The 22,871-nt window shown below is 64.8% G+C and carries 23 protein-coding genes; 9 read left to right on the top strand and 14 right to left on the bottom strand.

Annotated features, from left to right (window positions below; all coding sequences use genetic code 11):
- Nucleotides 1-239: 239 nt before the first annotated feature.
- Nucleotides 240-1,322, top strand: coding sequence for an alpha/beta hydrolase family protein (locus AU188_RS06375; RefSeq protein WP_059162892.1), 1,083 nt, complete (start codon nt 240-242; stop codon nt 1,320-1,322).
- Between the two features lie 180 nt (nt 1,323-1,502).
- Here AU188_RS06375 and AU188_RS06380 read toward each other — a convergent pair whose 3' ends face one another.
- From AU188_RS06380 to AU188_RS06410, 7 genes are all read right to left on the bottom strand, one after another.
- A complete protein-coding gene (locus AU188_RS06380; RefSeq protein ID WP_286137325.1) occupies nt 1,503-1,916 on the bottom strand; it encodes a type II toxin-antitoxin system VapC family toxin in 414 nt (137 codons plus the stop codon).
- A complete protein-coding gene (locus tag AU188_RS06385) occupies nt 1,913-2,131 on the bottom strand; it encodes a type II toxin-antitoxin system CcdA family antitoxin (RefSeq protein WP_059162893.1) in 219 nt (72 codons plus the stop codon). The genes AU188_RS06380 and AU188_RS06385 overlap by 4 nt, the downstream gene beginning before the upstream one ends.
- 98 nt (nt 2,132-2,229) lie before the next feature.
- Nucleotides 2,230-3,303 carry an NADPH:quinone oxidoreductase family protein gene (locus tag AU188_RS06390; protein WP_082686516.1) on the bottom strand — a complete coding sequence of 358 codons (1,074 nt, stop codon included), beginning with the start codon at nt 3,301-3,303 and terminating at the stop codon, nt 2,230-2,232.
- Nucleotides 3,300-4,568, bottom strand: a complete 1,269-nt coding sequence (locus AU188_RS06395; RefSeq protein WP_059162895.1) for a sulfotransferase family protein — start codon at nt 4,566-4,568, stop codon at nt 3,300-3,302. Before AU188_RS06395 ends, AU188_RS06390 begins: the two co-directional genes overlap by 4 nt.
- Nucleotides 4,565-5,650 (bottom strand): DUF1214 domain-containing protein, encoded by a 1,086-nt coding sequence (locus AU188_RS06400; protein WP_059162896.1) that lies wholly within the window; start codon nt 5,648-5,650, stop codon nt 4,565-4,567. Before AU188_RS06400 ends, AU188_RS06395 begins: the two co-directional genes overlap by 4 nt.
- The gene (locus tag AU188_RS06405; RefSeq protein WP_082686523.1) at nt 5,647-6,192 is read right to left on the bottom strand and encodes a TetR/AcrR family transcriptional regulator; all 546 of its coding nucleotides are present in this window, start codon (nt 6,190-6,192) and stop codon (nt 5,647-5,649) included. The genes AU188_RS06400 and AU188_RS06405 overlap by 4 nt, the downstream gene beginning before the upstream one ends.
- 326 nt (nt 6,193-6,518) lie before the next feature.
- Entirely contained in the window at nt 6,519-7,154 is a 636-nt protein-coding gene (locus tag AU188_RS06410; protein WP_059162930.1) for a TetR/AcrR family transcriptional regulator, read from the bottom strand.
- A gap of 161 nt (nt 7,155-7,315) precedes the next feature.
- Here AU188_RS06410 and AU188_RS06415 point away from each other — a divergent pair, with 161 nt between their 5' ends.
- The 4 genes from AU188_RS06415 to AU188_RS06430 are packed head-to-tail and all read left to right on the top strand — an operon-like array spanning nt 7,316 to nt 11,775.
- Complete coding sequence (locus AU188_RS06415; protein ID WP_502687591.1) at nt 7,316-8,218, top strand: alpha/beta hydrolase; 903 nt, start codon at nt 7,316-7,318, stop codon at nt 8,216-8,218.
- A 28-nt stretch (nt 8,219-8,246) separates the two neighbouring features.
- A complete protein-coding gene (locus tag AU188_RS06420) occupies nt 8,247-9,173 on the top strand; it encodes a hypothetical protein (RefSeq protein ID WP_059162898.1) in 927 nt (308 codons plus the stop codon).
- Nucleotides 9,170-10,633 carry a flavin-containing monooxygenase gene (locus AU188_RS06425; RefSeq protein WP_059162899.1) on the top strand — a complete coding sequence of 488 codons (1,464 nt, stop codon included), beginning with the start codon at nt 9,170-9,172 and terminating at the stop codon, nt 10,631-10,633. Before AU188_RS06420 ends, AU188_RS06425 begins: the two co-directional genes overlap by 4 nt.
- A complete protein-coding gene (locus tag AU188_RS06430; protein ID WP_059162900.1) occupies nt 10,630-11,775 on the top strand; it encodes an acyl-CoA dehydrogenase family protein in 1,146 nt (381 codons plus the stop codon). Before AU188_RS06425 ends, AU188_RS06430 begins: the two co-directional genes overlap by 4 nt.
- A 46-nt stretch (nt 11,776-11,821) precedes the next feature.
- On the opposite strand, the gene AU188_RS06435 is transcribed toward AU188_RS06430, so the two are convergent.
- A complete protein-coding gene (locus tag AU188_RS06435; protein WP_059162932.1) occupies nt 11,822-12,442 on the bottom strand; it encodes a TenA family protein in 621 nt (206 codons plus the stop codon).
- 93 nt (nt 12,443-12,535) lie between these two features.
- Entirely contained in the window at nt 12,536-12,973 is a 438-nt protein-coding gene (locus tag AU188_RS06440; RefSeq protein WP_059162901.1) for a hypothetical protein, read from the bottom strand.
- 130 nt (nt 12,974-13,103) lie between these two features.
- On the opposite strand from AU188_RS06440, the gene AU188_RS06445 reads away from it, so the two are divergent.
- Together AU188_RS06445 and AU188_RS06450 are read left to right on the top strand one after the other, a co-directional pair.
- The gene (locus AU188_RS06445; protein ID WP_059162902.1) at nt 13,104-13,715 is read left to right on the top strand and encodes a dihydrofolate reductase family protein; all 612 of its coding nucleotides are present in this window, start codon (nt 13,104-13,106) and stop codon (nt 13,713-13,715) included.
- A gap of 97 nt (nt 13,716-13,812) precedes the next feature.
- The gene (locus tag AU188_RS06450; protein ID WP_059162903.1) at nt 13,813-16,113 is read left to right on the top strand and encodes a beta-glucosidase; all 2,301 of its coding nucleotides are present in this window, start codon (nt 13,813-13,815) and stop codon (nt 16,111-16,113) included.
- A gap of 159 nt (nt 16,114-16,272) precedes the next feature.
- On the opposite strand, the gene AU188_RS06455 is transcribed toward AU188_RS06450, so the two are convergent.
- Nucleotides 16,273-16,671 carry a VOC family protein gene (locus tag AU188_RS06455; protein WP_059162904.1) on the bottom strand — a complete coding sequence of 133 codons (399 nt, stop codon included), beginning with the start codon at nt 16,669-16,671 and terminating at the stop codon, nt 16,273-16,275.
- 86 nt (nt 16,672-16,757) lie between these two features.
- Complete coding sequence (locus AU188_RS06460) at nt 16,758-17,255, bottom strand: flavin reductase family protein (protein WP_059162933.1); 498 nt, start codon at nt 17,253-17,255, stop codon at nt 16,758-16,760.
- Nucleotides 17,256-17,475: 220 nt separating this feature from the next.
- Between AU188_RS06460 and AU188_RS06465 the strand changes: the two genes are divergently transcribed.
- Nucleotides 17,476-18,285 (top strand): DUF1906 domain-containing protein, encoded by an 810-nt coding sequence (locus AU188_RS06465; protein ID WP_059162905.1) that lies wholly within the window; start codon nt 17,476-17,478, stop codon nt 18,283-18,285.
- A 54-nt stretch (nt 18,286-18,339) separates the two neighbouring features.
- Here AU188_RS06465 and AU188_RS06470 read toward each other — a convergent pair whose 3' ends face one another.
- The gene (locus tag AU188_RS06470; protein ID WP_059162906.1) at nt 18,340-19,452 is read right to left on the bottom strand and encodes a coiled-coil domain-containing protein; all 1,113 of its coding nucleotides are present in this window, start codon (nt 19,450-19,452) and stop codon (nt 18,340-18,342) included.
- A gap of 322 nt (nt 19,453-19,774) precedes the next feature.
- Here AU188_RS06470 and AU188_RS06475 point away from each other — a divergent pair, with 322 nt between their 5' ends.
- Complete coding sequence (locus AU188_RS06475) at nt 19,775-20,785, top strand: MaoC family dehydratase (protein ID WP_059162907.1); 1,011 nt, start codon at nt 19,775-19,777, stop codon at nt 20,783-20,785.
- 148 nt (nt 20,786-20,933) lie between these two features.
- Here AU188_RS06475 and AU188_RS06480 read toward each other — a convergent pair whose 3' ends face one another.
- The gene (locus AU188_RS06480; protein WP_059162908.1) at nt 20,934-21,854 is read right to left on the bottom strand and encodes an NAD-dependent epimerase/dehydratase family protein; all 921 of its coding nucleotides are present in this window, start codon (nt 21,852-21,854) and stop codon (nt 20,934-20,936) included.
- A gap of 27 nt (nt 21,855-21,881) precedes the next feature.
- Nucleotides 21,882-22,820: an acetoacetate decarboxylase family protein gene (locus tag AU188_RS06485; RefSeq protein ID WP_082686518.1), complete on the bottom strand. Its 939-nt coding sequence runs from the start codon at nt 22,818-22,820 to the stop codon at nt 21,882-21,884.
- Between the last annotated feature and the right edge of the window lie 51 nt (nt 22,821-22,871).

Genomic DNA, 22,871 nt, shown 5'->3' on the forward strand with positions numbered 1-22,871 from the left:
AGGCTTTACGTCGTTTGGACAAACTATGTCCGACTGGCGGCGTCAGAACTATTGAAGTCTCGGTGAGTAAGACATCCGATCTGCCTTTACCGCAGCCCAATCTAGGGTCAAACCCGAACGACTGACCGATCGTCTGCACGTCGCCACGGGTGGTGTTGCGTTGAACGGAGAAGGAAATCTCGGATGTTCTCAACTGGTCCCATCACCCGCGTGTCACTCGACGTCCGGCGGGATTGCCGATGAAACCTTCAGCGCCACAGCAGTCTTGGACTCGTCGGGCGGCGATGATCCCGCACGTTGCGCTTGACGAGGCCATCTTGTCCGTAATCCGCACCCGGCAGCCGAAAACACCAACTCTGGCAGAGGCGGAACGAACAGTGGCGGAGATGGCGTCGGCGTCGGAGTTGTTCGAGGAGCGTGGTTGGGTGGATCGGCCCGCAACGTATCACCGCCAGCCACCGCCGCTACGCGATGACGACATCCTCGAATTGCGCTCCCGCACAAGGCCATTACGTCATCAGACGCTGACTTTCCCGTCGGGATTCCGCCCCCGGCTCGTAGAACCGGGCGCCGAGCGATGGCTTAGTAACCAACGTAACGAGACCGTCCTCGTTCGGTTGCTGCGCCACCAGCAGACCAACGCCCCGTGGGTGATCTGCCTGCACGGTTTCGGTATGGGATCGTCTCGTTTCGATCTGGCGACCCTGTGGGCAACCTACTTACACGCCAAGCTGGGGTTCAACGTGGCACTGCCGGTTGCTCCCCTGCACGGCTCACGGCGATCAGCTGACGACGGACAGCTCTTGTCCTTGGATCTGACATCGATGTTGCATGGGATAAGCCAGGCGGTCTGGGACGTACGCCGGCTGGTGAGCTGGCTGCGAAGTGCGACCGGAACACCGATAGGTGTGTATGGGCTGTCTCTCGGCGGCTATCTCGCTGCGTTGTTGGCCGGCATCGAGGAACTCGACTGTGTGGTTGCGGCTCTTCCGTTCGCCAACGTGCTTGGTTTGATGGAGCACCATGGACCGCCACCGATGTATCTGGATGTGCTGGGGTCCGATCCTGCGCAGAACACCTTCCGTGTTACGTCCCCCCTTGCGATGCAACCACAACTGCCGCCAGAACGGCTCACACTATTCGCCGCACGTGGTGACCGGTTGATTCCCCAGGACCAAACGCACGCTTTGTCCGCGAGGTGGCAGTCGCCCCATGACCATTGGATTAACAGCGGCCATGTCGGGTTTACGTGGTCCCGCGAAGCCAAACGCCTTGTGGGCGAGCAACTGAGCGCCGGGTTGTGTAGCTCGATCCAACATTGACCGTACGACGGTCGCGGCCGCCGCTTCACCCTGCCCCTTGACAGATCGTTTCTGCACCATGGCAGAAATCGCGCTGGGGCGCGTAAGGCGCTAGCCCTGAAGCGACTTCGGGCCACCTACCGAAGCAGCATGGTCTTGCCCACAGTCCGACGGTCGCTGTTGAAGCTCTCGGCGATTCCATCAGACGATTGCATCAGCCGACGGCCACGCACGTGCCAACCGCTGGTCCGTGGTGAGCAACACCAAGTCGGTCGTATCGGCGAGTTCCACGTAGAGGGCATCAGTGAGGCGCAGGCCGTCGCGACGCGCCCACGCTCCCGCAAGCAACGGTGAGAGATCATGCCGAGTCACGGGGGCCTGCCGCAGCTCGTCAAGCGCCGCCTCGACCTGAACAGCGGTTAGTACGCCAGCGCGGTGCATGCGCCCCAGTGTCGATAGCACCTCTGCGTCAAAGTGCGCCGGCGCGTGCATCACCGTGCTGGCCAGTCGCGCGCGTACCGCCGCGAACCGATCGCGTGTGCGGGCAAGTAGATCCACCATGGCACTGGCGTCGATGACCACGTGCTCCGATGGCGATGCGAAGGGTGTGGTCACGCTCCGAACTCATCGCGGGCCGCATCGATCGCGTCCAGTACGTCGTCGTGCCGAGCGCCTGTGCTTCTGGCCTCCAGCCCGTCAAGCCAGGCGTCAGTTGCAGAATTCTCCAACTCGGCACTGATCGCGGCCTGCGTCAGCGCCGAGACGTTCAAGCCGCGGGCCCTGGCGCGCTCTGCCAGATCGTCCGGAACATACACGTTCAACCGAGCCATACACACAAATATACACACTGTCACTCGATCGCCCGCGCGAAAGACGGCCCGGTGGTACCGCTGCTCTGGACGCGCTGCCGAGGCGGCCGCCTAACTGGTTAGCCGTGTGCTCCGGTCGTCACCACGAGACGGCCGGTGGTCGCGCGCGCTTGCATGCGCTCCAGGGCGGTCGGCAATTCCGCCCACGGCACCTCGGCGCCGACGACGGTCCGAATCGTCCCGGTCCGAATCATTTCGAGGATCCTGGTATGGGCGTCGATTCCGTCGGAGCGCGCCGGCCAATTGAACCCCAGGGTGCGACGGACGGCGAGCGGATCGGTGACGTAGACCAGACACACGCCACACACGTCGAAGTTGCCGTATGCGATCGGCCGCGGTGAGATGTAGTCGCCGTCCTCGAGCGCGATGTCCTCGGCGAAGCCCGCCATCAGATGGCGCCCGTTGAGCCCCATACACCGGAACGTCTGCACGGTCACGTCGCCACCGACCGCATCGAAGGCGACGTCAACACCACGGCCGTAGGTCAACTCCATGACTTCATCGACCCAGTCGCCGCGCCGGTAGTTGATGGCGTGATCGGCGCCGAGTTCCTTGCAGAAGGCCACCTTCTCATCGCTACCGGCCGTCGCGATCACCCGAGCGCCCAGCGCTTTTCCGAGAACCAAAGCGCCTGAGCCGGTTCCACCGGCAGCCGCGTGCACCAACAACGTCTCGCCGGGCTGCAGTCGGCCCCGTTCCCGTAGCGCGAACCAGCCCAGATGGAACGGGTAGTGCAGCGCCGCACCGTCGGTGTCGCTGATCCAGTCCGGCAGCTCCAGAGCGGTCGCCGCGTCGACGATCGCGTAGGAGGCGTAGCCGCCGAACGCCATCACCGGAATACCGACGATCCGTCGACCGACAAGATGCTCGGCACCCAGCCCCGCACTTTCGACGACTCCGACCGTCTCCATGCCCGGCACGAACGGTGGTTGCAGGGGCAGTGTCGAGTAGCGCCCTCGAATGATGTCGATGTCGTTGAAGTTCAGGCAGAAGGCGCGCACGGCGACTCGGACCTCGTTGGGCCCCGGAGGCCGCACGTCCACCGTCTGCTGCTCGAGCACCTTGGCCGGGTCACCCAGGCTGGTGGCCACCCATGCTCTCGACGAGATCGGTTTCGGTGTAGTTTGATTCATCGTTCCTCCAGCCTTCGATTGGTGAGAAACCGGCTGCGATAGGCGCTCAGTCGGCTGTCGATCTCGTCGGTGTCCAGCCCGAGGTCGGCGGGCTGATAGAGCACGCCGCCATAGCGGCCGCGCGGGTGATCTGATCGGAACTGCGCCATCGCAGCGCGCGAGTCCACCCCGAACGGCTGATCGGCGAGTTCGTAGATCGCCGCGATGGTGCCTTCCTCGTCGGCCATGAATTCCTCGAACCGCACGTCGACCGACTGCGCGGCGGGCAACGCGTCGCGGTCACGCACGCAGCCGTTCAGCAGGTCCTCGACACGGTCGAGCCAGTAGCGCGAAATGTTGTGCGGGTTCGGGCGGGCACACGCCATCCGCGCCGCGTAGCTGACCATGGTCGCCATCGACTGCGTCACCTCGACCGGATCTCGATGCGTCACAACGAAGATGGCGTCAGGGAACGTCGAGACGAGCGTCGGGAACTGCTCGAGATGCTGCGGCGACTTCAGCACCCACCGCGTTCCACCGCGCAGCCACTGCAACGCCTGTAGGCTGCGCTTCAGGTACGCATACGACGGTGCCTGGTCGTTCGCCTTGTAGTGCGCAGCGAAACTCGGTACGTGATAAGTGGTTTCGAACAGCATCCCCGAGATGTCGTTCGCCAGGAGCTGGATCTCCTCATGCGCATGGTCGACGGTCATGTCATGCATCCGCTTGAACTCGGGCATCGACGTGTTCACCAGCTCCATGCCGGTCGCGCATCGCTCCCGCCGGGGTTGCGGATCGTGTTCATCCGGCGCCGGGAACGGCTCGAGGCTTTCCCAGTACGGCAGATAACGGATCGCGGGGTCGGCGGCGATCAAGTTGTGCAGATGGGTCGTTCCGGTGCGCGGAAGTCCGCAGATGATGATCGGACGCTCGATCGGGATGTCTTCGATCTCCGGGTGCTCGGTGATCAAGGCCGCCAACCGAAGCCGATTCACCAGGTTGCCCACCAACTGCTCAAACACGACGGCGGTGCCGGTGTCGGAGAGCCCGGCTTCCTCGACAAGCGCGCCGCACAGCACGTCGAGGCGTTCCCGAAAACCCGGGTCGCCCCAGTCGGCGAGGCCTGTGCGCTCGGTCGCCGCCGCCAGCAATACCTGCGGTGACAGTTCCAGCGTTGCGCCGTAGGCGGCCAACGCTTGACGCATGGGCTGCGCGTCCGCCGGATACACCGGATCGGCAAGGTCCGTCAGCCTGATCGACGCCGGCCGCGTCACCCCGTCGATCACGAGCGCAACTCCGCGACATCCTCCACGCGACACTGCGGACGGGCGGGGGTCTCCTCCGGCAGGAACCAGCGCAGCCAGATCAAGCCCTTGGACCTACCGGCGGTCGACACCCAGTTCGGGTGCCCCGGATCCTGATCGCTGATCACGATTCGCCACGAACCGTCGTCCTCATAGCTGACCTGGGCGCCGTTGATGGTGACCCGCTCGTGGGTGTAGTCGTAGGTGTGCAGAAAGGGGTTCCAGAGACAGAGATTCCAGAACACACAGTCCGGTGAGGTGCCCTCGATGACGAGCGCCTGGTGCGGTTCTAGGTGGTAGGCGCCCATGGCGTATGCGGCGTCGCCGGCCGCCCATCCGTAGGACTGGGTCGGCACCGGGAAAGGTTCGTGAATCTCGTTGGGCGGCTCCACCCGAACGGGCAGCATCTTGCACTGCTCGTTGAGCCACGTCCGCGCCGCGCGCAGGCGGCGGGTCAGATCGGCACGGTCGTCGTGCCGACGGGCCGGCGGATCGATCGCCTCGATGTTCCATACCGGGCGCCGACCGTCCTCGGGCGCTTCCATGTAGTCGCGGGTGAGGGCGAACACCGCGTCGGGCTCGAGTTTGAGCCACGCGCCGGCTTCGGGTGCGGTGGCGCTCAGGGTGAACTCGAAGTTGCCGTCGGCGTCGAAATCCAGGGCCCGGTCATTGATGGTGCCGACGATCCGGTCGCTGTAGCGCCCGTCGTCGGGGCCGCCGTAGACGGTCATGGACAGATAGACGGCGTCGCCACGGTTGCCGCTGACGCGATATCGGCGGTCGGGATCGATCGGCGAGAGTTGGTAGAAGGCATCGGAATTGTCGCCGCCCCATTTCAGGTAGGGACTGATGACATCGACCAGGATGGGCTTGTCCTTGTCGCCCCAGACGTAGGCGTCCACGGCGACCCGCAGCAGGCTGAAAGCCAGCCGGTAGCCGTCGAGGATGTCCGGCTCGTCCAGTGGCGGATCGGCGTCGCGCACCCGTTGTTCGACGGCGCGGACCTCGTCGAGTAGGTCAGCGAACGCTGCCGAAAGGTCGTCGGCCGGTTGCACATTGCTCACGGATTCTCCTCACTTGTGGTTCCGGCTCCCTGCATGACCAGCGCGCAGAGTCTGCCGACGACGTCGTCGCCGTCGTCGCGCTGCAGCACCTGCGCGGCGTAGAACGTGGTGCCCACGAGCACGTCGTAGACCATCTCGACGTCGAGGTCGGGCCGGACCAGCCCCTGCTCGATGCCCGACCGCACCAAAGCCGCGAAGTCGTGGCGGGTCTGCTCATCGAGAAGTTGCTGCGTACGGATGACGAGTGCCGGGTCGCGGTGGCGGTCAGCCAGGATGCCCATGGTGGCGCTGGCCACCACGGGTTCGCGCCAAAACCTGAACACGCCGTCCACGAATTGTCTTAGGTCTGAGTGGAATTCACCCGAGCCCGTCAATACCTCGGCACTGTCCGCGGGACCGAACACCGCATCGAAAACGACGTGGGTCTTCGACGGCCAGCGCCGATACACCGTCGGTCGGCTCACCTCGGCTTCGCGGGCGATCGACTCGATGGACACCTGGTCGTAGCCGTCGCGCGCCAACAGTCGACGCGTGGCCGCCATGATGGCCTGCTGTGTGCGCGGATCACGTGGACGACCGCGCACGGGTTCTGCCCTCGTCACCGGCGCCGGGTCAATGTGAGTCGCCGCATGCGCACTATCTTTACACTACGTAATGTAAAGCCGTCAACGGTGTGCGGTGTTCGTCAGGCTCGTGTTCCTAGCCGTGGTGAACGCGATCGGACAGGGCCAGACGTTTTGGATCTTTGCATTCATTTGCGCGTTGGGGCTGTGGTTCGTCTCGCTCTAAGTACCGGAGACCAAGAACCGTGAGCACGGCCAGATCGACGCCGACTTACAGCACCGATTTCGGTGATGACCGGGGCAACTCAGGTCGCGGTCAGGCCCAGCAGCGGCGGGACGAGATAGCGGCGCGCGAAGGCCCGGGCGGCATCGTCGTCGCCGAGTGCGATGTTCCCCGACGGTGTCAGCAGGAACGACAAGATGATTCGCACCGTCACCTCCGAGACCTCGAGCAGTTCCAGCTGCGTGCGGTCGTCGTCGGGCAGTTCCACCGACAGTTGGTACGCGAGAAACGATGACGCCGTCTGGACGACGCCGTCACCTTCGACGGTCAAGAACGGCAGCACGGTTTCGGGTTCGGTGGCCAGTATCCGCTGCAGCAACGCGTGCTGACGCAGTGTGTTGAGGGTGAAGACGAACCCCTCGACCAGTTTGTCTTCCTTCTCGGAATAGCGGGCGGCCTCGTCGCGCAGGTCGGCAAGGAACCGCTCGAGCTCGCGCAGCAGAACGGCCTCGATGATGTCGTCCTTGCTGGGGAAGTGCCGGTAGATGGTGACCCGGGCGAGGCGGGAACGTCGGGTGATGTCTTCCACGGTCGAGCGGTTGATGCCGAACAGCTCGAACTGTTTCAACGCGGCGTCGAGGATGCGTTCGCCGGTGCCCTCGACGGCCGGCGACCCGAATCGTTGCACGGCCTTTGCGAGCAAACCGGTGTACTTCACGGCCTGCACCTCCCCCTTGAAACAAACACACTCAATATGTACCTTCGTTCTCCATGGAACGCAATGGAGCTTCCAAGGTTCCTGCCGCAGCGACGACGGCCAAGGCAATCGCCGGGCCGAGCGTCGCCAGCAGGGCGCTGTTCGCGCTGAGCGCGGCGGTGATGCGACCTTTCACTGCGCTGCTTCCGTCCAACGCGGTCGGAGTCTGCGGCCTCGATGTCATCCTGCGGGCGTTTCTCGCCGTCGCCTCCGCGCCGCGCCGAGGACTGACGACCACGCCGGTCGACACCGCGTACGACGGGCGACGCGTCCGCGGCGAGTGGGTGTGCGCCCCCGGCGTCGACCCCGACGGGGCGGCCGTGCTCTACATCCACGGCGGCGCCTTCGTCGCGTGTTCACCACGTACTCACCGGGGCCTGATCGGCGAGCTCTCGGCGTCATCCGGTCGCCCGGTGTTCGCCGTCGAGTACCGCAAGGCGCCGCGTCACCGCTTCCCGTGCGCCGCCGACGACGCCCTGGCCGCCTACGAATGGCTGACGTCGACCGGGCGGACTGTCGCGGTCGCGGGCGACTCGGCCGGTGGTCAGCTGGCGGTGGCCACGACGTTGGCCGCGCGCCGTCACGGCCTCCCGGATCCGGCGGCGGTGCTGCTGTATTCACCGGCGTTGGATCTCACCGGCGCGTTGGCTCTCGCACTGGACGGGCGACGACGCGATGCGTTCGCCCCGGCGCGACGCGTGGCACCGACATTCGCGCTCTACGTCGGCGACGCCGACCCCTGCGAAGAACTGCTGTCCGTGCTCGACGCCGACGTCGCCGGTTTCCCGCCGACGATGATCCACGTCGGCAGCACCGAGATGTTGCTCGACGATTCACGTCGTCTCGCCCAGTGCCTTCGCGACGCCGGCGTGACGGTGATCCTGCACGTCGCCCGCGGACAGATCCACGTCTTCCCCGCGATGTTCCGCTTCGTTCCCGAGGCACGCACCGCAATCCAGCAGAGCGGCACGTTCCTCGCCGACCACCTTGAGTTCGGGGCGGCCCGAGAACCATTCACCGCCTGAAAAGACAACGACCACAGAGGAGTTCGCCATGGCCTTGGACCTGTCCGACATGTTGGCCAAGATCAAGGACCGACAGTGGGCGCTCGGCGACATCGACTGGGACGCCCCGGGTGCCGAACTGATCACCGACGAGCAGCGTCCCAAACTCAAGGAATTCATGTCGGACCTGGTGTGGATCGAGCAGGTCGGTGCCCGCGGATTCGCCGCGCTGGCCCTGAAGGCGCCCGACGACACTCTCGCCGAGATCTACCGGTATTTCCACGCCGAAGAGCAGCGCCACGCCAACGCCGAACTGGCCCTGATGCGCCGGTGGGGCATGCTCGAAGAAGACGAGATTCCCGAACCGAACATCAACATCCGCCTCGCGATCGACTGGCTCGACACCTACGCCGACAAGGCATCGCTGAGCATGCTCGGCACCATCATTCCGATGCTGGAGGTGGCGCTGGACGGCGCCCTGCTCAAATTTCTCCTCGACGAGGTCAAAGACCCGGTGTGCCACGAAGCGTTCAAGCTGATCAACGCCGACGAATCTCGGCACCTCGCAGTCGATTTCCACGCGTTGGAGTTGCTCGGCAACGCACCTGCCCGCAAGCTGCTGATCAACACCGTCGGCGCCGTGGCCAGCCCCGCCTTCCTGGTCGGCGTGCTCATCTACACCCCGCTGCTGTCGAAGATGCGTGACAATGTGGTCGCGATGGGACTCAAGGAGGAGAGCCTGTTCGCGGCCATCAAACGGTTCTCCAACGTGGGCGACCGCAGCGAGTACACCAGCCGCAACCCCATGTACCGCATCGTGCGGGGCCACGGAAATCTGGTCGTCGAGAGCAACGTGCGGTTCCGACGGTTCATCGCCGACCCGCTGATCGCGCTGTCGGCTCGCTACCCGAAGCGGATGCTGCGGCCAGTGCCGTCCTGGATCCGGGAGCTCACCCCCGAACCGGTGGCGTCATGACCGCCTCAGTGGTGATCATCGGCGCCGGCTTCGCCGGGCTGGGCGCGGCAATCCGGCTGCGCCAGAGCGGCATCGAGGACTTCGTGATCCTCGAGCGTGCCAGCGCAGTGGGCGGCACCTGGCGCGACAACACCTACCCCGGCGCCGCCTGTGACATCCCGTCGCTGCTGTACTCGTACTCGTTCGCCCAGAATCCGGACTGGCCACAAGGATATTCGGGCAGCAACGACATCCTGGGCTACATCGAGTGGATGGTCGAGAAATTCGACCTGCGCCGGTTCATCCGGTTCGACACCGAAGTCACCGCGTTGTCGTTCGATGAGTCCGACGGCGTGTGGTCGATCGCCACCGCTGCCGGACAAACCTATTCCGGTGTCTCGGTCATCATGGCCCAGGGACCGCTGTCGAACGCGAGCCTGCCAGCGATTCGCGGCCTCGAGACGTACACGGGCAAGAAGATCCACAGCGCCCGTTGGGATCACGAATACGATTTCAGCGGCAAGAGAATCGCCGTCATCGGAACCGGCGCCAGCGCGGTGCAGATCATCCCCGAGTTGGTCAAGACCGCCGCGCAGGTGAAGGTGTTCCAGCGCACTCCGGGCTGGGTGCTGCCGAGGTTGCAGTACCGCACGCCGGAGTGGAACAAGCGGCTCTACCGGCAGCTTCCGGTCACCCAGAGCGCGGCGCGCAAAGGTGTGTTCTGGGCCCATGAGTTCATGGCGCTCGGCTTGGTGTGGCCGACGGTGATGACTCGCGCGCTGCAGGGAATCGCGAAGATGCAGTTGCGCCTACAGGTCAAGGACCCGTGGATGCGACGCCAGCTCACCCCGCGATTCACCGCAGGCTGCAAACGGCTGCTGGTCACCAACGACTACTACCCCGCCCTGACCCAGGAGAACTGCAAGCTGATCACCTGGCCGATCGCGAGCTTGTGCCCCAATGGAATTCGCACCTCCGACGGCATCGAGCACCAGGTCGACGCGATCGTCTTCGCCACCGGCTTCGATGTGTGCAAGGCAGACACGCCGTTCCCCGTCACCGGGCTGGGCGGGCGCTCACTCGGCGACGAATGGTCCTCCGGCGCTTACGCATACAAGAGCACAAGCGTCGCCGGCTATCCGAATCTGTATCTGACCTTCGGTCCGAACTCGGGGCCGGGTCACAATTCGGCGCTGGTGTACATGGAGGCCCAGATCGAATACGCGGTGCGGGCGATCCGGACGTTGAACCGATGGGACCTGAAGTACCTCGACGTCCGCGACGATGCCCAACGCCGCTTCAACGAAGAGCTCCAGCAGCGGCTGGCGAAGACGACCTGGAACTCGGGATGCCGCAGCTGGTATCTGACCGACGACGGCTTCAACGCCACCATGTATCCCGGCTTCGCCACCCAGTACCTCAACCAGATGGCCGACCTGCACTACCCCGACTACCGCGCTGTCCAGAAAGTGACGACATGACCGAATACCGCTCCAGCTGGCTCGACGACGATCTCGACGCGCTCCGCGAACTCGCCCGATCGTTCTGCGAGAAGGAGATCAAGCCCAACGCCGAGAGGTTCATCGATCAGCATCATGTCGACCGCGAGTTGTGGACGAAGGCCGGTGAGCTGGGCCTGCTGTGCATGTCGATCCCCGAGGAATACGGCGGCGGCGGAGGCACTTTCGCGCACGAAGCGGTTCTCATGGAGGAGCAGGCGCGCATCGGCGACACGTCGTGGGGCCAGTCGGTGCACAGCGGGATCGTCGCGCACTACCTCAACGCGTACGGCACCGACGAACAGAAGCGGCAGTGGCTGCCGAAGATGGCCAGCGGCGAGGTGGTCGCGGCGATCGCGATGACCGAGCCCGGTACCGGCTCAGATCTGCAGGCTGTCAAGACCAAAGCTATCCGCGAGGGTGACGAGTATGTGGTCAACGGTTCGAAGACCTTCATCACCAATGGTGCTCAGGCCGATCTGATCGTCGTCGTCGCCAAGACCGACACCTCCGAAGGTGCGAGCGGAATCTCGCTGGTGCTGGTCGAGGCCGACCGACCAGGGTTCCGGCGCGGACGCGTGCTGGACAAGATCGGCCAGAAGGGCCAGGACACCTCCGAACTGTTCTTCGAGGATGTCCGGATTCCGACGTCGAACCTGCTCGGCACCGAGGAGGGCCAAGGGTTTGTTCAGCTCATGCTCCAACTGCCGCAGGAGCGGTTGATCATCGCGGTCGGTGCGGTTGCCGGCGTCGAGGAGGCATTGGCGCAGACCGTGCAATACACCAAGGACCGGCACGCGTTCGGCAAGCCGCTGTTCGCCTTCCAGAACACCAAGTTCAAACTCGCCGAAGTGGCCACCGAGGCGCGCATTGCACGGGTGTTCGTCGACGACTGCGTGTCGCGGCATCTACGCGGCGAACTCGACATCCCGACGGTCGCGATGGCGAAATGGTGGACGACCGAACGCTCGATGGCCGCGCTCGACGAATGCCTGCAACTCTACGGCGGCTATGGATACATGACCGAGTACCCGATCGCCCGGGCGTGGGCCGACAACCGGGTCCAGAAGATCTACGCCGGCACCAACGAAATCATGAAGGAAATCATCGCGCGCTCCCTCTAACGGTTATGGTCGCGCCCGGGGAATCTGCGTATCGCCGGCCGCGTCATCAGCCCCGAGGCAGCAGGGCCGCGTCGAAGAACGCCAGCTCCAACCGCATCGCCCGCCGATAGGCGGTACGCGCGGCGGGGACGTCGTCGGCGTGCTGATCGAGCAGTCGTTCCAGCAGTGCAGCCACTTCCTCGAAGCCCGGATCGGCATAGGTCTGCACCCATTGGGCGTACGGCCCGGCGCTGTCGGCGTCCAACGTGGTCCCGATGTGCGCGTAGAGCCGCATGCACGGTGTCATCGCCGCGCACACCACCCCGAGATCACCAGTGGCGGCGGTGGCCAGCAGGAACTCGGTGTAGGCCAGCGTCGCGGCGGCAGGCTCGACGCCAGCCATGTCGATCCCCCACGAGGCCGCATACGAGGCGTGCAACCCGAGTTCCTCACGCACCCCGGCGAGCAGATCGGCGAACGTCAACAACGTGGCCGTGTCCGAGCTGCGGGCTAACGCCAAACCATAGGCACGGGCGAACGATTCGAGGAAAAACGCATCCTGTGCGATATAGCCCGCGAAGAGATCGCGGTCCAGCGAGCCGTCTCCGATACCCCGTACGAACGGGTTGGCCAGCACCTCGGCCACCACCTCAGCGTTCTCCGTCCACAACTCAGTCGCGAGCGTCATGCCGCCTCCCACGCCATCTCGCAGAACTCGAGCACCTTACGAACTCTAGTCGTGCGGCACTTGCCGATGGTTGGGGCCGAGGCGCGTAGGTCTCTAAGCCGTGATGCGCATCTCGGCACCCGGATGGGAGCTGAGAGTCACGACGACCGTGCCACTACCGGTCTCGAACGTCGTGCTGGCGTAACCGATGAAACCGTAGTGCCCGTCGATCGTCGACACGGCGGTGATGTCGCGGCTTCCCGACGCACCAGTGTCGAGATTCACCCAGTCGGCGCTCACGGTGAGTGCGCACGAACCGTCGTAAACGCCGGCGTCGTAGTGAATGGCAACGCGGACACCATCCTCGACACGATCGCCGACCTGCACGGGGGCCACCTGTGCCTCGGCGCTGACAGTGCCGGCACACGTCGAGGAAGCCACGACCGGAACTCGGTCGAGTTGTGCGAAGCCCTCCGCGTGCGCCGTTGCCGCCCACAACCAGGGCACAGTCAGCGCGACGGCGAGCGCGCCGGCAGCGCGAAACGAAGGCATACCCCTGTGATCGTCGGCGACTACGGCCGTGTTAGCGGGGTGGGAATTTGCATGCCAACGCAGCGATGACTCTGCCCGCAGCCGCGGGTCTATTTGTTGACAGTGACCACGACGTATCAGGAGTCCGCGCATGGGCCTCATCTACCTAGAGCTGTTCGCCACCCTCGATCTCGTGGGGCAGGCACCCGGCGGTCCCGACGAGGACCCGGTGGGGTTTCCGTTCGGCGGATGGCAGGCGCCGCTGATGGAGGAAACCACCGGCGCCCAGATCGCGGATGCATACGAGGGCACAGACGCGCTGCTGCTCGGGCGGCGCACGTATGACATCTTCGCCGCCTATTGGCCCCACCAGGAGGGTGAGATCGCGACGCTCTTCAACCGTGTGCCGAAGTACGTCGCCTCGCGCGGCAAGCCCGACCTCTCGTGGGCCGGCTCTACGCAGCTGGGCCCCGACTTGGGCGACGCCGTGCGCAAGGTCCGTGACCGGCACGAGCACGTGAAGGTGGTCGGCAGCCTGAACCTGGTGCAGACCCTGCTGCGCGAGAAGCTCTTCGACCGTATAGACCTCTGGGTGCACCCGATCATGCTCGGCGTCGGAAAGAAGGTTTTCGACGACGGCACCGTGCCCACCAACGTCGCGCTCCTCGAACCACCGGCAGTCAGTCCCAAGGGGACCGTGTACTTGCGCTACGGTCTCGCCGACGGCATCCCGGCGACTGGGGACATGAGTGCGTCGGATTGACGGTAGCTGTCGACACTGAATCCACCTTCGGTTGACCGGAACAAGCCATCACCACGCGCAGCGCATGACAGGCTGATGGTCGAACGAAAGGCCAGTGATGTTCGACCCGAAGACGGTCATCGCGGAGATGACGCTTGCGGAGAAGGCCGCGCTCGTCACCGGCGGCGACATGTGGTCGACAGTGGGGATCGATCGGTTGAACGTGCCGTCGCTGACGTTGACCGATGGACCGCACGGCGTGCGGCGGATGGCTGAAGGTGCTGCGCCGCAGGACTTCTACGAGTGCGAGCCGGCAACGGCATTCCCGACGGCAGCGGCGACCGGATCATCATGGGACCCGCGACTGCTCGATGAGATCGGCTCCGCGCTGGGCGCAGAGAGCCGCACATTGGGAGTCGACGTCCTGCTGGGCCCGGGCGTGAACATCAAGCGGAGCCCGTTGTGCGGACGCAACTTCGAGTACTTCTCCGAAGATCCGGTGTTGTCGGGCCAACTGGGCGCCGCATGGGTGCGCGGTCTTCAGCGCTGCGGTGTCGGCGCATCGGTCAAACACTTCGCGGCCAACAATCAAGAGACCAATCGCATGCGGGTCAGCGCAGAGGTCGATGAACGGACACTGCGTGAAATCTACCTGCCGGCATTCGAGCACATCGTTCGGGACGCAAAGCCGGCCACGGTGATGGCGGCCTACAACGCCGTCAACGGTGTTCCGGCAGCCCAGAATCCGTGGCTACTCACCGAGATCCTTCGGGCCGACTGGCAGTTCGCCGGCGTCGTCGTGTCCGACTGGGGCGCGGTGGTCGACCCGATTGCGTCCCTGCAAGCCGGGCTCGATCTCGTCATGCCCGGGACCCGCGGCGGTGCGGCAGCGGCGACCGTGCTGCAGTCCGTCGCCAGCGGAACTCTCGAGGAGTCGGTTGTCGACCGAGCCGCTGAGCGGATCCTGGCGATGGCAGCGCGTCTGCTCGACAACCGCGGCACAGACATCGGGGTGGTCGACCGGGACGCTCATCATCGACTGGCTCGCCGGGCTGCCGCCGAATCGGCCGTGCTCCTCACCAATGACGGTCTGCTTCCGCTTGATTCGGCCCTTCCCGGACCGGTGGCGGTCATCGGGGAGTTCGCCCGGACCCCGCGCTACCAAGGAGGCGGAAGCTCCCACGTGCGGCCAACCCGCGTCGAATCAGCACTGACCGAACTGACGGCCATCGTCGACGGTCGGTGCGAGATCCGATTCGCACCCGGGTTCGCCCTCGACGACTCAGCGTCCGCAGCGTTGCTCGCCGATGCCGTTGCGGCGGCACGGGACGCTGAGGTCGTACTGATGTTCCTCGGCCTACCTGACGCCTCCGAATCTGAGGGCTTCGACCGCACGACGCTCGAACTGCCCGCCGATCAACTCCGAGTGCTCGACGCAGTGGCCTCCGTGAATCCCAACATCGCGGTGGTCCTGAACAACGGCGGTGTCGTGCTGACCGCCGGTGTCGAGCAGCACGCCCGCGCCGTCCTCGAGATGTGGTTAGCAGGACAAGGAGGCGGCGGTGCGGCTGCCGACATCCTGTTCGGACTGGCCGAACCGGGCGGGCGGCTCGCCGAGACGATTCCGTTGGCGTTGACCGACACTCCGGCCTACTGCAACTTCCCCGGCACCGCGCAGCGGGTGCTCTACGGCGAGCGGCACTACGTCGGCTACCGCTGGTACGACGCGACACATCGCCCGGTCGCCCACCCATTCGGACATGGGCTGTCCTACACCACCTTCGACTACGGCGACCTTCGTGCTGACGTGCCGGATCCCGATCTGAACGAGGCGACCGTGTCGTTCACCGTAACCAACACCGGCGACCGGGCCGGAAGCGACGTCGCCCAGATTTACGTCAGCGATCTCGCCGCGTCGGTCGACCGGCCGCAGCGGGAACTCAAGGCATTCCGCAAAGTGCATTTGGCTCCTGGGCAAAGCCGTCAGATCGAAATCCAATTGGTCGAGCGTGATTTCGCGTTCTGGGACGACGAGCGTCGGGCATGGACCGTCGAGCCGGGCACCTTCCGGATTGCAGTCGGCGCGTCCTCACGTGACCTGCGTCTGACGGTCGACATCGACCTCACCGTGCCCGCTCCCGCCTTACCCCTGACGCTCGACTCGTCAATCGGCGAGTGGATGGCCAGCTCGGACGGACGCGAGGCATTACTGAGATGGATGGCGGAAAGCGACAACGATCACGCATCAACGCTGCAGCAGCACCCCGAATTGCTGCGCATGGTGGCGTCGATGCCGCTGAGCCACGTGCTGGCCCTCTCGGGGCAAACGCTGCCGTCGGCCGCCACCACGGCGCTGCTCAACGCGGTGAGCGATGGTTCGTCCGGTGGCCCACGATCCGCGGTCGCCCGCAAGCATTGATCAGTCGAAGTGCCGGCCGACATCCGTCCGCTTGTGGAGGTCGCGCACCACATCGTTCGCGCCGGCTCCAGCAATTCGGTACTAAAGCGTGTGCGATCCGCCCGCATTCCGTTGTGCGTGAGATGCGGCCGACGCCAAGAGTGGCCCGGCCACCTCGGATCAGTCGCGATCGTAATGACACACGGCTTCCAGCATGATCCCGAAGGGATCGAGCCAGAACGTGGCGTAATACGGCGGCGGGTATTCCGGAAAGTACCGCGGCGGATGGATCACGTTTCCGTTTCGTGACAGCACGTGGCGATGTACCCGATCGACATCTCCCCGCGTCTTCACCATGAAAGCCAAGTGCTGCAGGCCCGTCTTGTCGCGCGAGTACGACGTCGGCTCTGCGGCCGGATACAAGAACAGATACGTCCCGGGCTTTCCGCCCGCGGGCTTATAGGCGCACTGATCATCCGCAGCGAGGAACACCTCGAAATCCAGCAACGGCAACAGTTCGCCGTAATATGCCTGCGCGCGTGCAAGATCCGGAACATTCAGCCCAATATGACCGAGCACGCCAGGTATCCTGCCACAGCACTCGCCTAGCCAAAGGCGCTCAACGGTCGCCAAACCGGCGCCGATCTCAGCGCCAATGATTGGGGTCAGGCCTCGTGTCCCGGCGTCAGGTCGCGAACGTCAGCGAAGGTGACCCAGTCGTCGAGTGCATCTGGCGATTCGCCGGCTACAGGTTCAAGTAAGTGACCGACGTGATCGCCGAGATCGAAGCGACGACGTATCACCCCGATGAACCACGCGTCGGCGTCATCGAGAACCGGTAGCCCTTGGGGCCCGCTGTGCCATGCGCAGCGGTCGAATTTGTTGATGCGATCGCCGGTCTCGCTGCCGAACAGCTGCGCCAATAAGAGATGCCGGCGGGCTACCACATGGACGGCCAAGTGTGTCGCGTTCTGCGCCACACGAAATGTGTGGTTCTTTTTCGACAGGCCGATCATGAAACGCGATGGATTGATGCTGGTTTGACTGGCGAACCCGACCAGACATCCTGCGGTGTCATCACCGGCACGCGTGGTGACCAAGAACATCGGATAGTCCAGCCTCGCGACCAGTGCCTCGAACGGCCCGCTACCCGATTCCGACATCGCCTGCAGTATGTCTGCCGCCACACCGGTTCGAGTGCAATTCGGCGACTGCGGATCGGCTTGAAATTAAGGCGGTTCACCCCGACCACCCAGTCCGCGGTAGCAGGTGTGGCCGCGATCGCGGACGCCGAAAGCGCCACTCTCGCACGGCTTCGCGACATCGGAGACTCGCCCGGCGTGGCTACACCGTTAACAGGAGTCTCATTGTTAACATCCTGCCGTGGAGGGCCCGCCGGAGACACATAGCCTTCGGCCATCGCGCCCGGTCTCCCGGCGCGATGCATTGCGGTATGCAGCCGCCGCGTCGGCGCTGGCCGGGTTGGGTGCCGCCGCGACAGGCGTCGGCGGGCCTGCCGCCTCGGCCGCCGCTCCAACTCTCATCGACTACGCCATGCGCCAGATTCCGCCCCAAGACATCCGAGCCGCCGGCCACTCCGGGGTGATCAACTACGTATCCACGTCGCGGCCCGGCTCGTCCTTCGGCGCCAAGCCGATCACCCTGCCCTACGCCAAGTCCCTGACCGCCGCCGGTTTGGTCATCGTCAGCAACTACCAATACGGAAAGCCGGGAGGGACAGCGCCGTCGGACTTCACGCGTGGCTACGCCGGCGGTGTCGCCGACGCGCGCACCGCCTGGCACCTGCACACCGCGGCCGGTGGTGGCCGGAGCGCACCGATCTTCTTCAGCGTCGACGACGATATCGACCGCACTACGTGGAACGATCTGGCGCTGCCGTGGTTTCGGGGAATCAACTCGGTACTCGGCGCGCAGCGCACCGGTATCTACGGAGGAATCAATCCCTGTCAGTGGGCCGCGGCCGATGGTGTCATCGGGCGCTCAAAATCGCCCGGCCACGTCTGGGCGTGGCAGACGCGGTCCTGGTCGCGCGGTCAGATCTACCCCGCGGCGGTGTTGTACCAGCGCATCATCGACACCGCCTCGAATCCGGGACCGGTGGTCGGGGGCATCCGCGTCGACGTCAACGACGTCCTGGCCAGCGATTGCGGCCAGTGGAATCTACATCCGTGAGGGCGGCAATGCGGTGCCGCGCTTCATACGGTGCGTCGTGACGCGATTCGTGGGTCAGCGGCGTGGTGTCGTGGTGACGTGCACGTGGTCGAAGTGACCGTAACCCGATCCTGCAGGACCGCTCGGCGTGTAGTAGGTGCCGCGCCAGATCACATCTTGCAAACCGAATCGGCTCGCGTTGCTCATCATGAACGCGAGGATTTCGTCTCCGAGGGCGATGCCCTCAGGGCTGTCGGGATTGGGGATCATGATGTCGATCGCCAGGCCGCTCGGATGCCACGGCTTCGAGTCCGGCCGCACCCCGTCGATTTCGGCGATCTGGGGGAACCGGTGGCTGACGGCGCGGGCAGCCAGGATGGTGTTGGGCTGTAGCCCGGCCTCGTAGGCGACTCCCACGGGCAGCGCCTCCGGGATCTCCACGGCCGCCGCGGGGGGAGGGACAGCGGCCGGGGGAGGTTGGCCGGGCATCGCGTTCAGTAGAGGGTTGGCCGGCGCGGGCGCAGCCTGCGGTGGCGGTGATGTCGCCGCGTTGTCGACCACCGCCTGTTGCGCGGGTGTCAACGCCGCGTACTGAGCCTCCGCAGCGGCGATCTGACGCTGCAGTTCTCTGAATTTCGCCTGCAGGTCTGCGCGCACTGCAACAGACTGCTCCGCCGCGGCGCGGGCGTCAGTGGCCGATTTCTCTGAGGCGTTGGCGGCGGCGGCCGCGCGCTCACGGGCCACTCGAAAGGCCTTCAACTGATCGGCCGTTACAGCGGCCACCGCCCGCTGCAGAGTCAGCCGGTCGATCAGCTGTTGCGGGGAGCTTGCCGTCAGCAACGCCGCCCACTGGCCGGTGCGTCCACTCACGTACGTCATCGCCGCCACCCGGTCGGCCGCGGCTTGATGGGGAGCGAGGTGGGAGTTCGCGGCGTCGAGGGTTGCCTGGTCTGCGCGATGCCGGTCTTCGGCGGCGGTCTGGGCGGCCAGTTTTGCGGCGGCGTCGCGTTGCGCGACGGTGACGGCTTCCCGACTCTGCAGTGCCTGACGTGACAACTCGTCGAGCTTGGCAAGCGCGTCGGCCGCGGGATCCGCATTTACGTCGCCCGCCAAGGACATCGCCAGGACCATGACCGCGGCAGCAAACCCGCCCACTGTTCGTCGAAGAGAGTGGCCCGCCCGACTCATTCGGATTGTCAGGATCCTTCGTTGCAGGGGCCGGGGCTCGGCCCGGCTACATGTGTCTCGGACAGGTTAGAAACTTGCAACGGCGATGTCTATTCGTCCCCTCGGCGAGATCGTCTTTCGCGACCCTTGGCAGGCTAGCCAACCGTCTCGTCGGGCCGTTGCGGGCTTGCCATCATCGAGTGGATGCCGCTGCCGCCAGTCCAGCCAGCCGTGTGCTTCCTTGTCACGCGCGTCAGTTGAGGGCGACCGCTTTCCGATGCGATTGTCAGGGGAGAGCAATTCGCCAGTACAGTCCGACCAGGAAGTCGACTCCTGGAGCAGCATGTCAGACGTAACCAGCCATGTGCGCGGGCCGTATTTCGATGAACTCAAGGTGGGCATGGAGTTCGCAGATTCGCCCGCCGTCACCCTTACCGACGGCCTGGTGGCGGCCCACCATGCCATCGTCGGCAACCGCCTCCGACTGTTTCTGGACGACACGCTCGCTGAGGATGTGACAGGGCACCGGGGCCTGGTCCCCCCGGCCGTGGTGTGGGACACCTCGATTGGCCAATCCACGACGGTGACTCAACATGTCAAGGCCAACCTGTTCTACCGGGGTCTGGCGTTCCGTCGGTACCCCGTGGTCGGTGACACTCTTTCGACGGTCACCACGGTTGACGGGCTCAAGGAAAACACCCGGCGTGAAGGCAGGCGGCCGACGGGACTGGCCGCATTGCACATCGTGACCACCGACCAGCACGGCCAGGTGGTGCTTGAGTACTGGCGCTGCGCAATGCTGCCGCTCTCCCCGGACGATTCTGTCGAGGACGGGCCACGAGATGATCTCGCCGTCATCGGGCGTCAGTCAACACTCGCCGACCTGACCGCGGGTATCGCCGACTGGAACCTCGCCCCTTTCAAGGAGCGCGTCGCCGGCCCGCACTTCGCGGATCTGCAGGTGGGCCAGACGTGGAATGTCGAAGGGGCCGAACTGGTTTCGTCCGCCCCCGAGTTGGCGCGACTGACCGGCAATCTCGCGACAGTGCACCACGACGCCGTCGCAGCAGGCGGTTCCCGTCTGGTTTATGGGGGCCACACAATCGGTCTGGCTTTGAACCAGTCGGTCCGAGCGCTGCCGGCGATGGTCACAGTCGGTGGCTGGGCCGGCTGCGATCATGTCGGCCCGGTGCACGAAGGCGACATGATCAGCTCGGTGGTTACCGTGCAGGGCCTGGAACCCCTTCCGGACGGCGGCGGGCTGGCACATCTACGCGTCACAGCCGATGCCAACTCCGGCGGCGCTGATGGACGACCGGTGCTGGATTGGACCTTCAGCGCGGTCCTGGCATGAGCGGACACCCGGAAGTCCTGTATGCGCGCAGCCGCTCATTGTGCCCGGCAGGCTACGACGATGCGGATGTCAGCGTTTTGGATGGACGCCGCGCATAGGCGATCGACGCTGTGGATGGCAGACCACATTCGTGCGGCTTGCGCAGCGGTCAATCGTTGAGGATGTCGACGATCCCGTCCCGGTATGTCGTGACTTTGAAATCGGGAAATCGGGTGGCGAACTTCGAGGAGTCGAAGATGTTGTCGCCGCGGTAGCGGGGCAGCAGCTCGGACGCTTCCTTGACTGCAGGGTTGAACAATCCGCTGACCTTGAACGCGATCTCCGGGACCGTCGTATAGCGGATGTCACGCCCGGTGACGTCCGAGGCGATCTCGATCATCTGCGCATAGGTGAGTCGTTCGGGATCGGTTGGTAGGTGCCAGGTCTGGCCGTAGGCATCGGGGGTGTTTCCGATCAAACCCATGCCGCGGCTGGCGTCCGGGGTCCAAATCAGGGTTCTTTCCGTGTGGGCGTTGATCGGGATCATCGGCCGCTTGCCCTGCTTGATGCGGTCGAACACAGCGGAGTTGGTGAGGCTCTTGGTCTTGCCAGGTCCGTAGAACTCCGGTGCTCGGCAGATGACAGCCTCGATGGTGCCTGCGCGCATCTGGTCGAGCAGCATGGTCGCAATCTGCGCTCGCACGGCCGCTTTGCGGCCGACGGGCTGGAACGGGGTGTTTTCGACCTGCGACGCGGAGGTCCGCGGGTACATGTACGTGTTGTCGAAGAAGACCAGCTTGGTGCCGTGTTTCTGGCAGGCGGCAATGGTATTCGCCATCATCACCGGGAACTGCTGCTCCCACAGCGTGGAGTCCATGGGCAGCCCGACAGTCAGGTACGCGACGTCGGTGCCCGCGATGGCGTCTGCTGTGGCGTCGACGTCCATGAGGTTGGCGGGGAACAGCTGATCGGTGTCGTGGAGTTTGACGGGTTTGCGGCTGACCAGGCGGATGTCCTCGGTGACGTTGTCGTGCAAGTAGCGGGTAAGTTCCTCGGCGATCTGGCCGTTGGCTCCCAGGACGGTCTGCATTGCTTGTTCCTACTTGATCGGGTGAACCTACTTTGCCGGGAACGAGACGGGTACGGGAATGTGCAGGGCGTTCTGGCACTCGGTGAAGACGTCCAAGCGCAGCGCCTTGATCGGCTTGAGGGAGCGGATGTCGTCGGTCAACCGTCCGGAACCCAACTCCACTGACGCGTCTTTCGGCAACAGCTTGCTGCCCACGGACAGGGTGTTGGCCTGGCTCAGCGTGGCGTTCCAGCCGCCATTGAGTTCGGTGTACGAGATCAGTGTCGAGACCTGGGTTCCGGTAGGGATCTGCTTCTGCTTCGGGGTTGCGACGTCGAGCGCGATGTCGGTGCCACCGGCGTCGTTGGCCACCCGGGCCGTGGTCCGCTGCTCGTCGATGTCGACGTCTATCTCTGTGACCCATTTCGGGAAGCCGTAGCCGTCGTGTCCGCGGACCTGGGCGATCTCGGTGTTCACCGGCAGCGACAGGACGTAGGCGTGCATCGCGTCGTTGGCCAGAGCGGACAGCAGGTCGGCGGTAGGGAGCTTGCCGTGTCGTGCGGGGCGGACCGCGATGCCGACGGTGGCCTCGGTGTAGAAGTCGATGTCGCACAGGTCGTAGCGGAAGAACACCACGGAGAACAACCCGACACCCGGGGCGATCTGCAGGGGGTCCAACTCACGAGGAAGCCGGGACCGCAGCGCCTTCGTCGGAGCGAGGTAGTTGATCTGCGCCTTCGACATCGCATAGTAGAAGTTCGGCGTCATAGTCGGACCAATCGCCGACTGGACCTGCGTTTTGGGGAGCGTCCGGAACAAGTCGACGCTGCGCACGCGCGGGTCCACGGCGACCGCATCCAGGTCGGTGTTCATCCGGTAGCGGTCGTACAGCCCGCCCTTCGGGACGGCGATCTTGCGACCGCCCAGATCAACGTCGACCATATCGGCGACCATGCCCTCGCTCGAACCCGCGCTCGATGCCATCATCACGGTTTCCCTCCAATGTGTGCATTGCTTACATAGCACGATAGAATCTGA

This window comes from Mycobacterium sp. IS-3022 (genome assembly GCF_001500065.1).
Lineage (GTDB): Bacteria > Actinomycetota > Actinomycetes > Mycobacteriales > Mycobacteriaceae > Mycobacterium.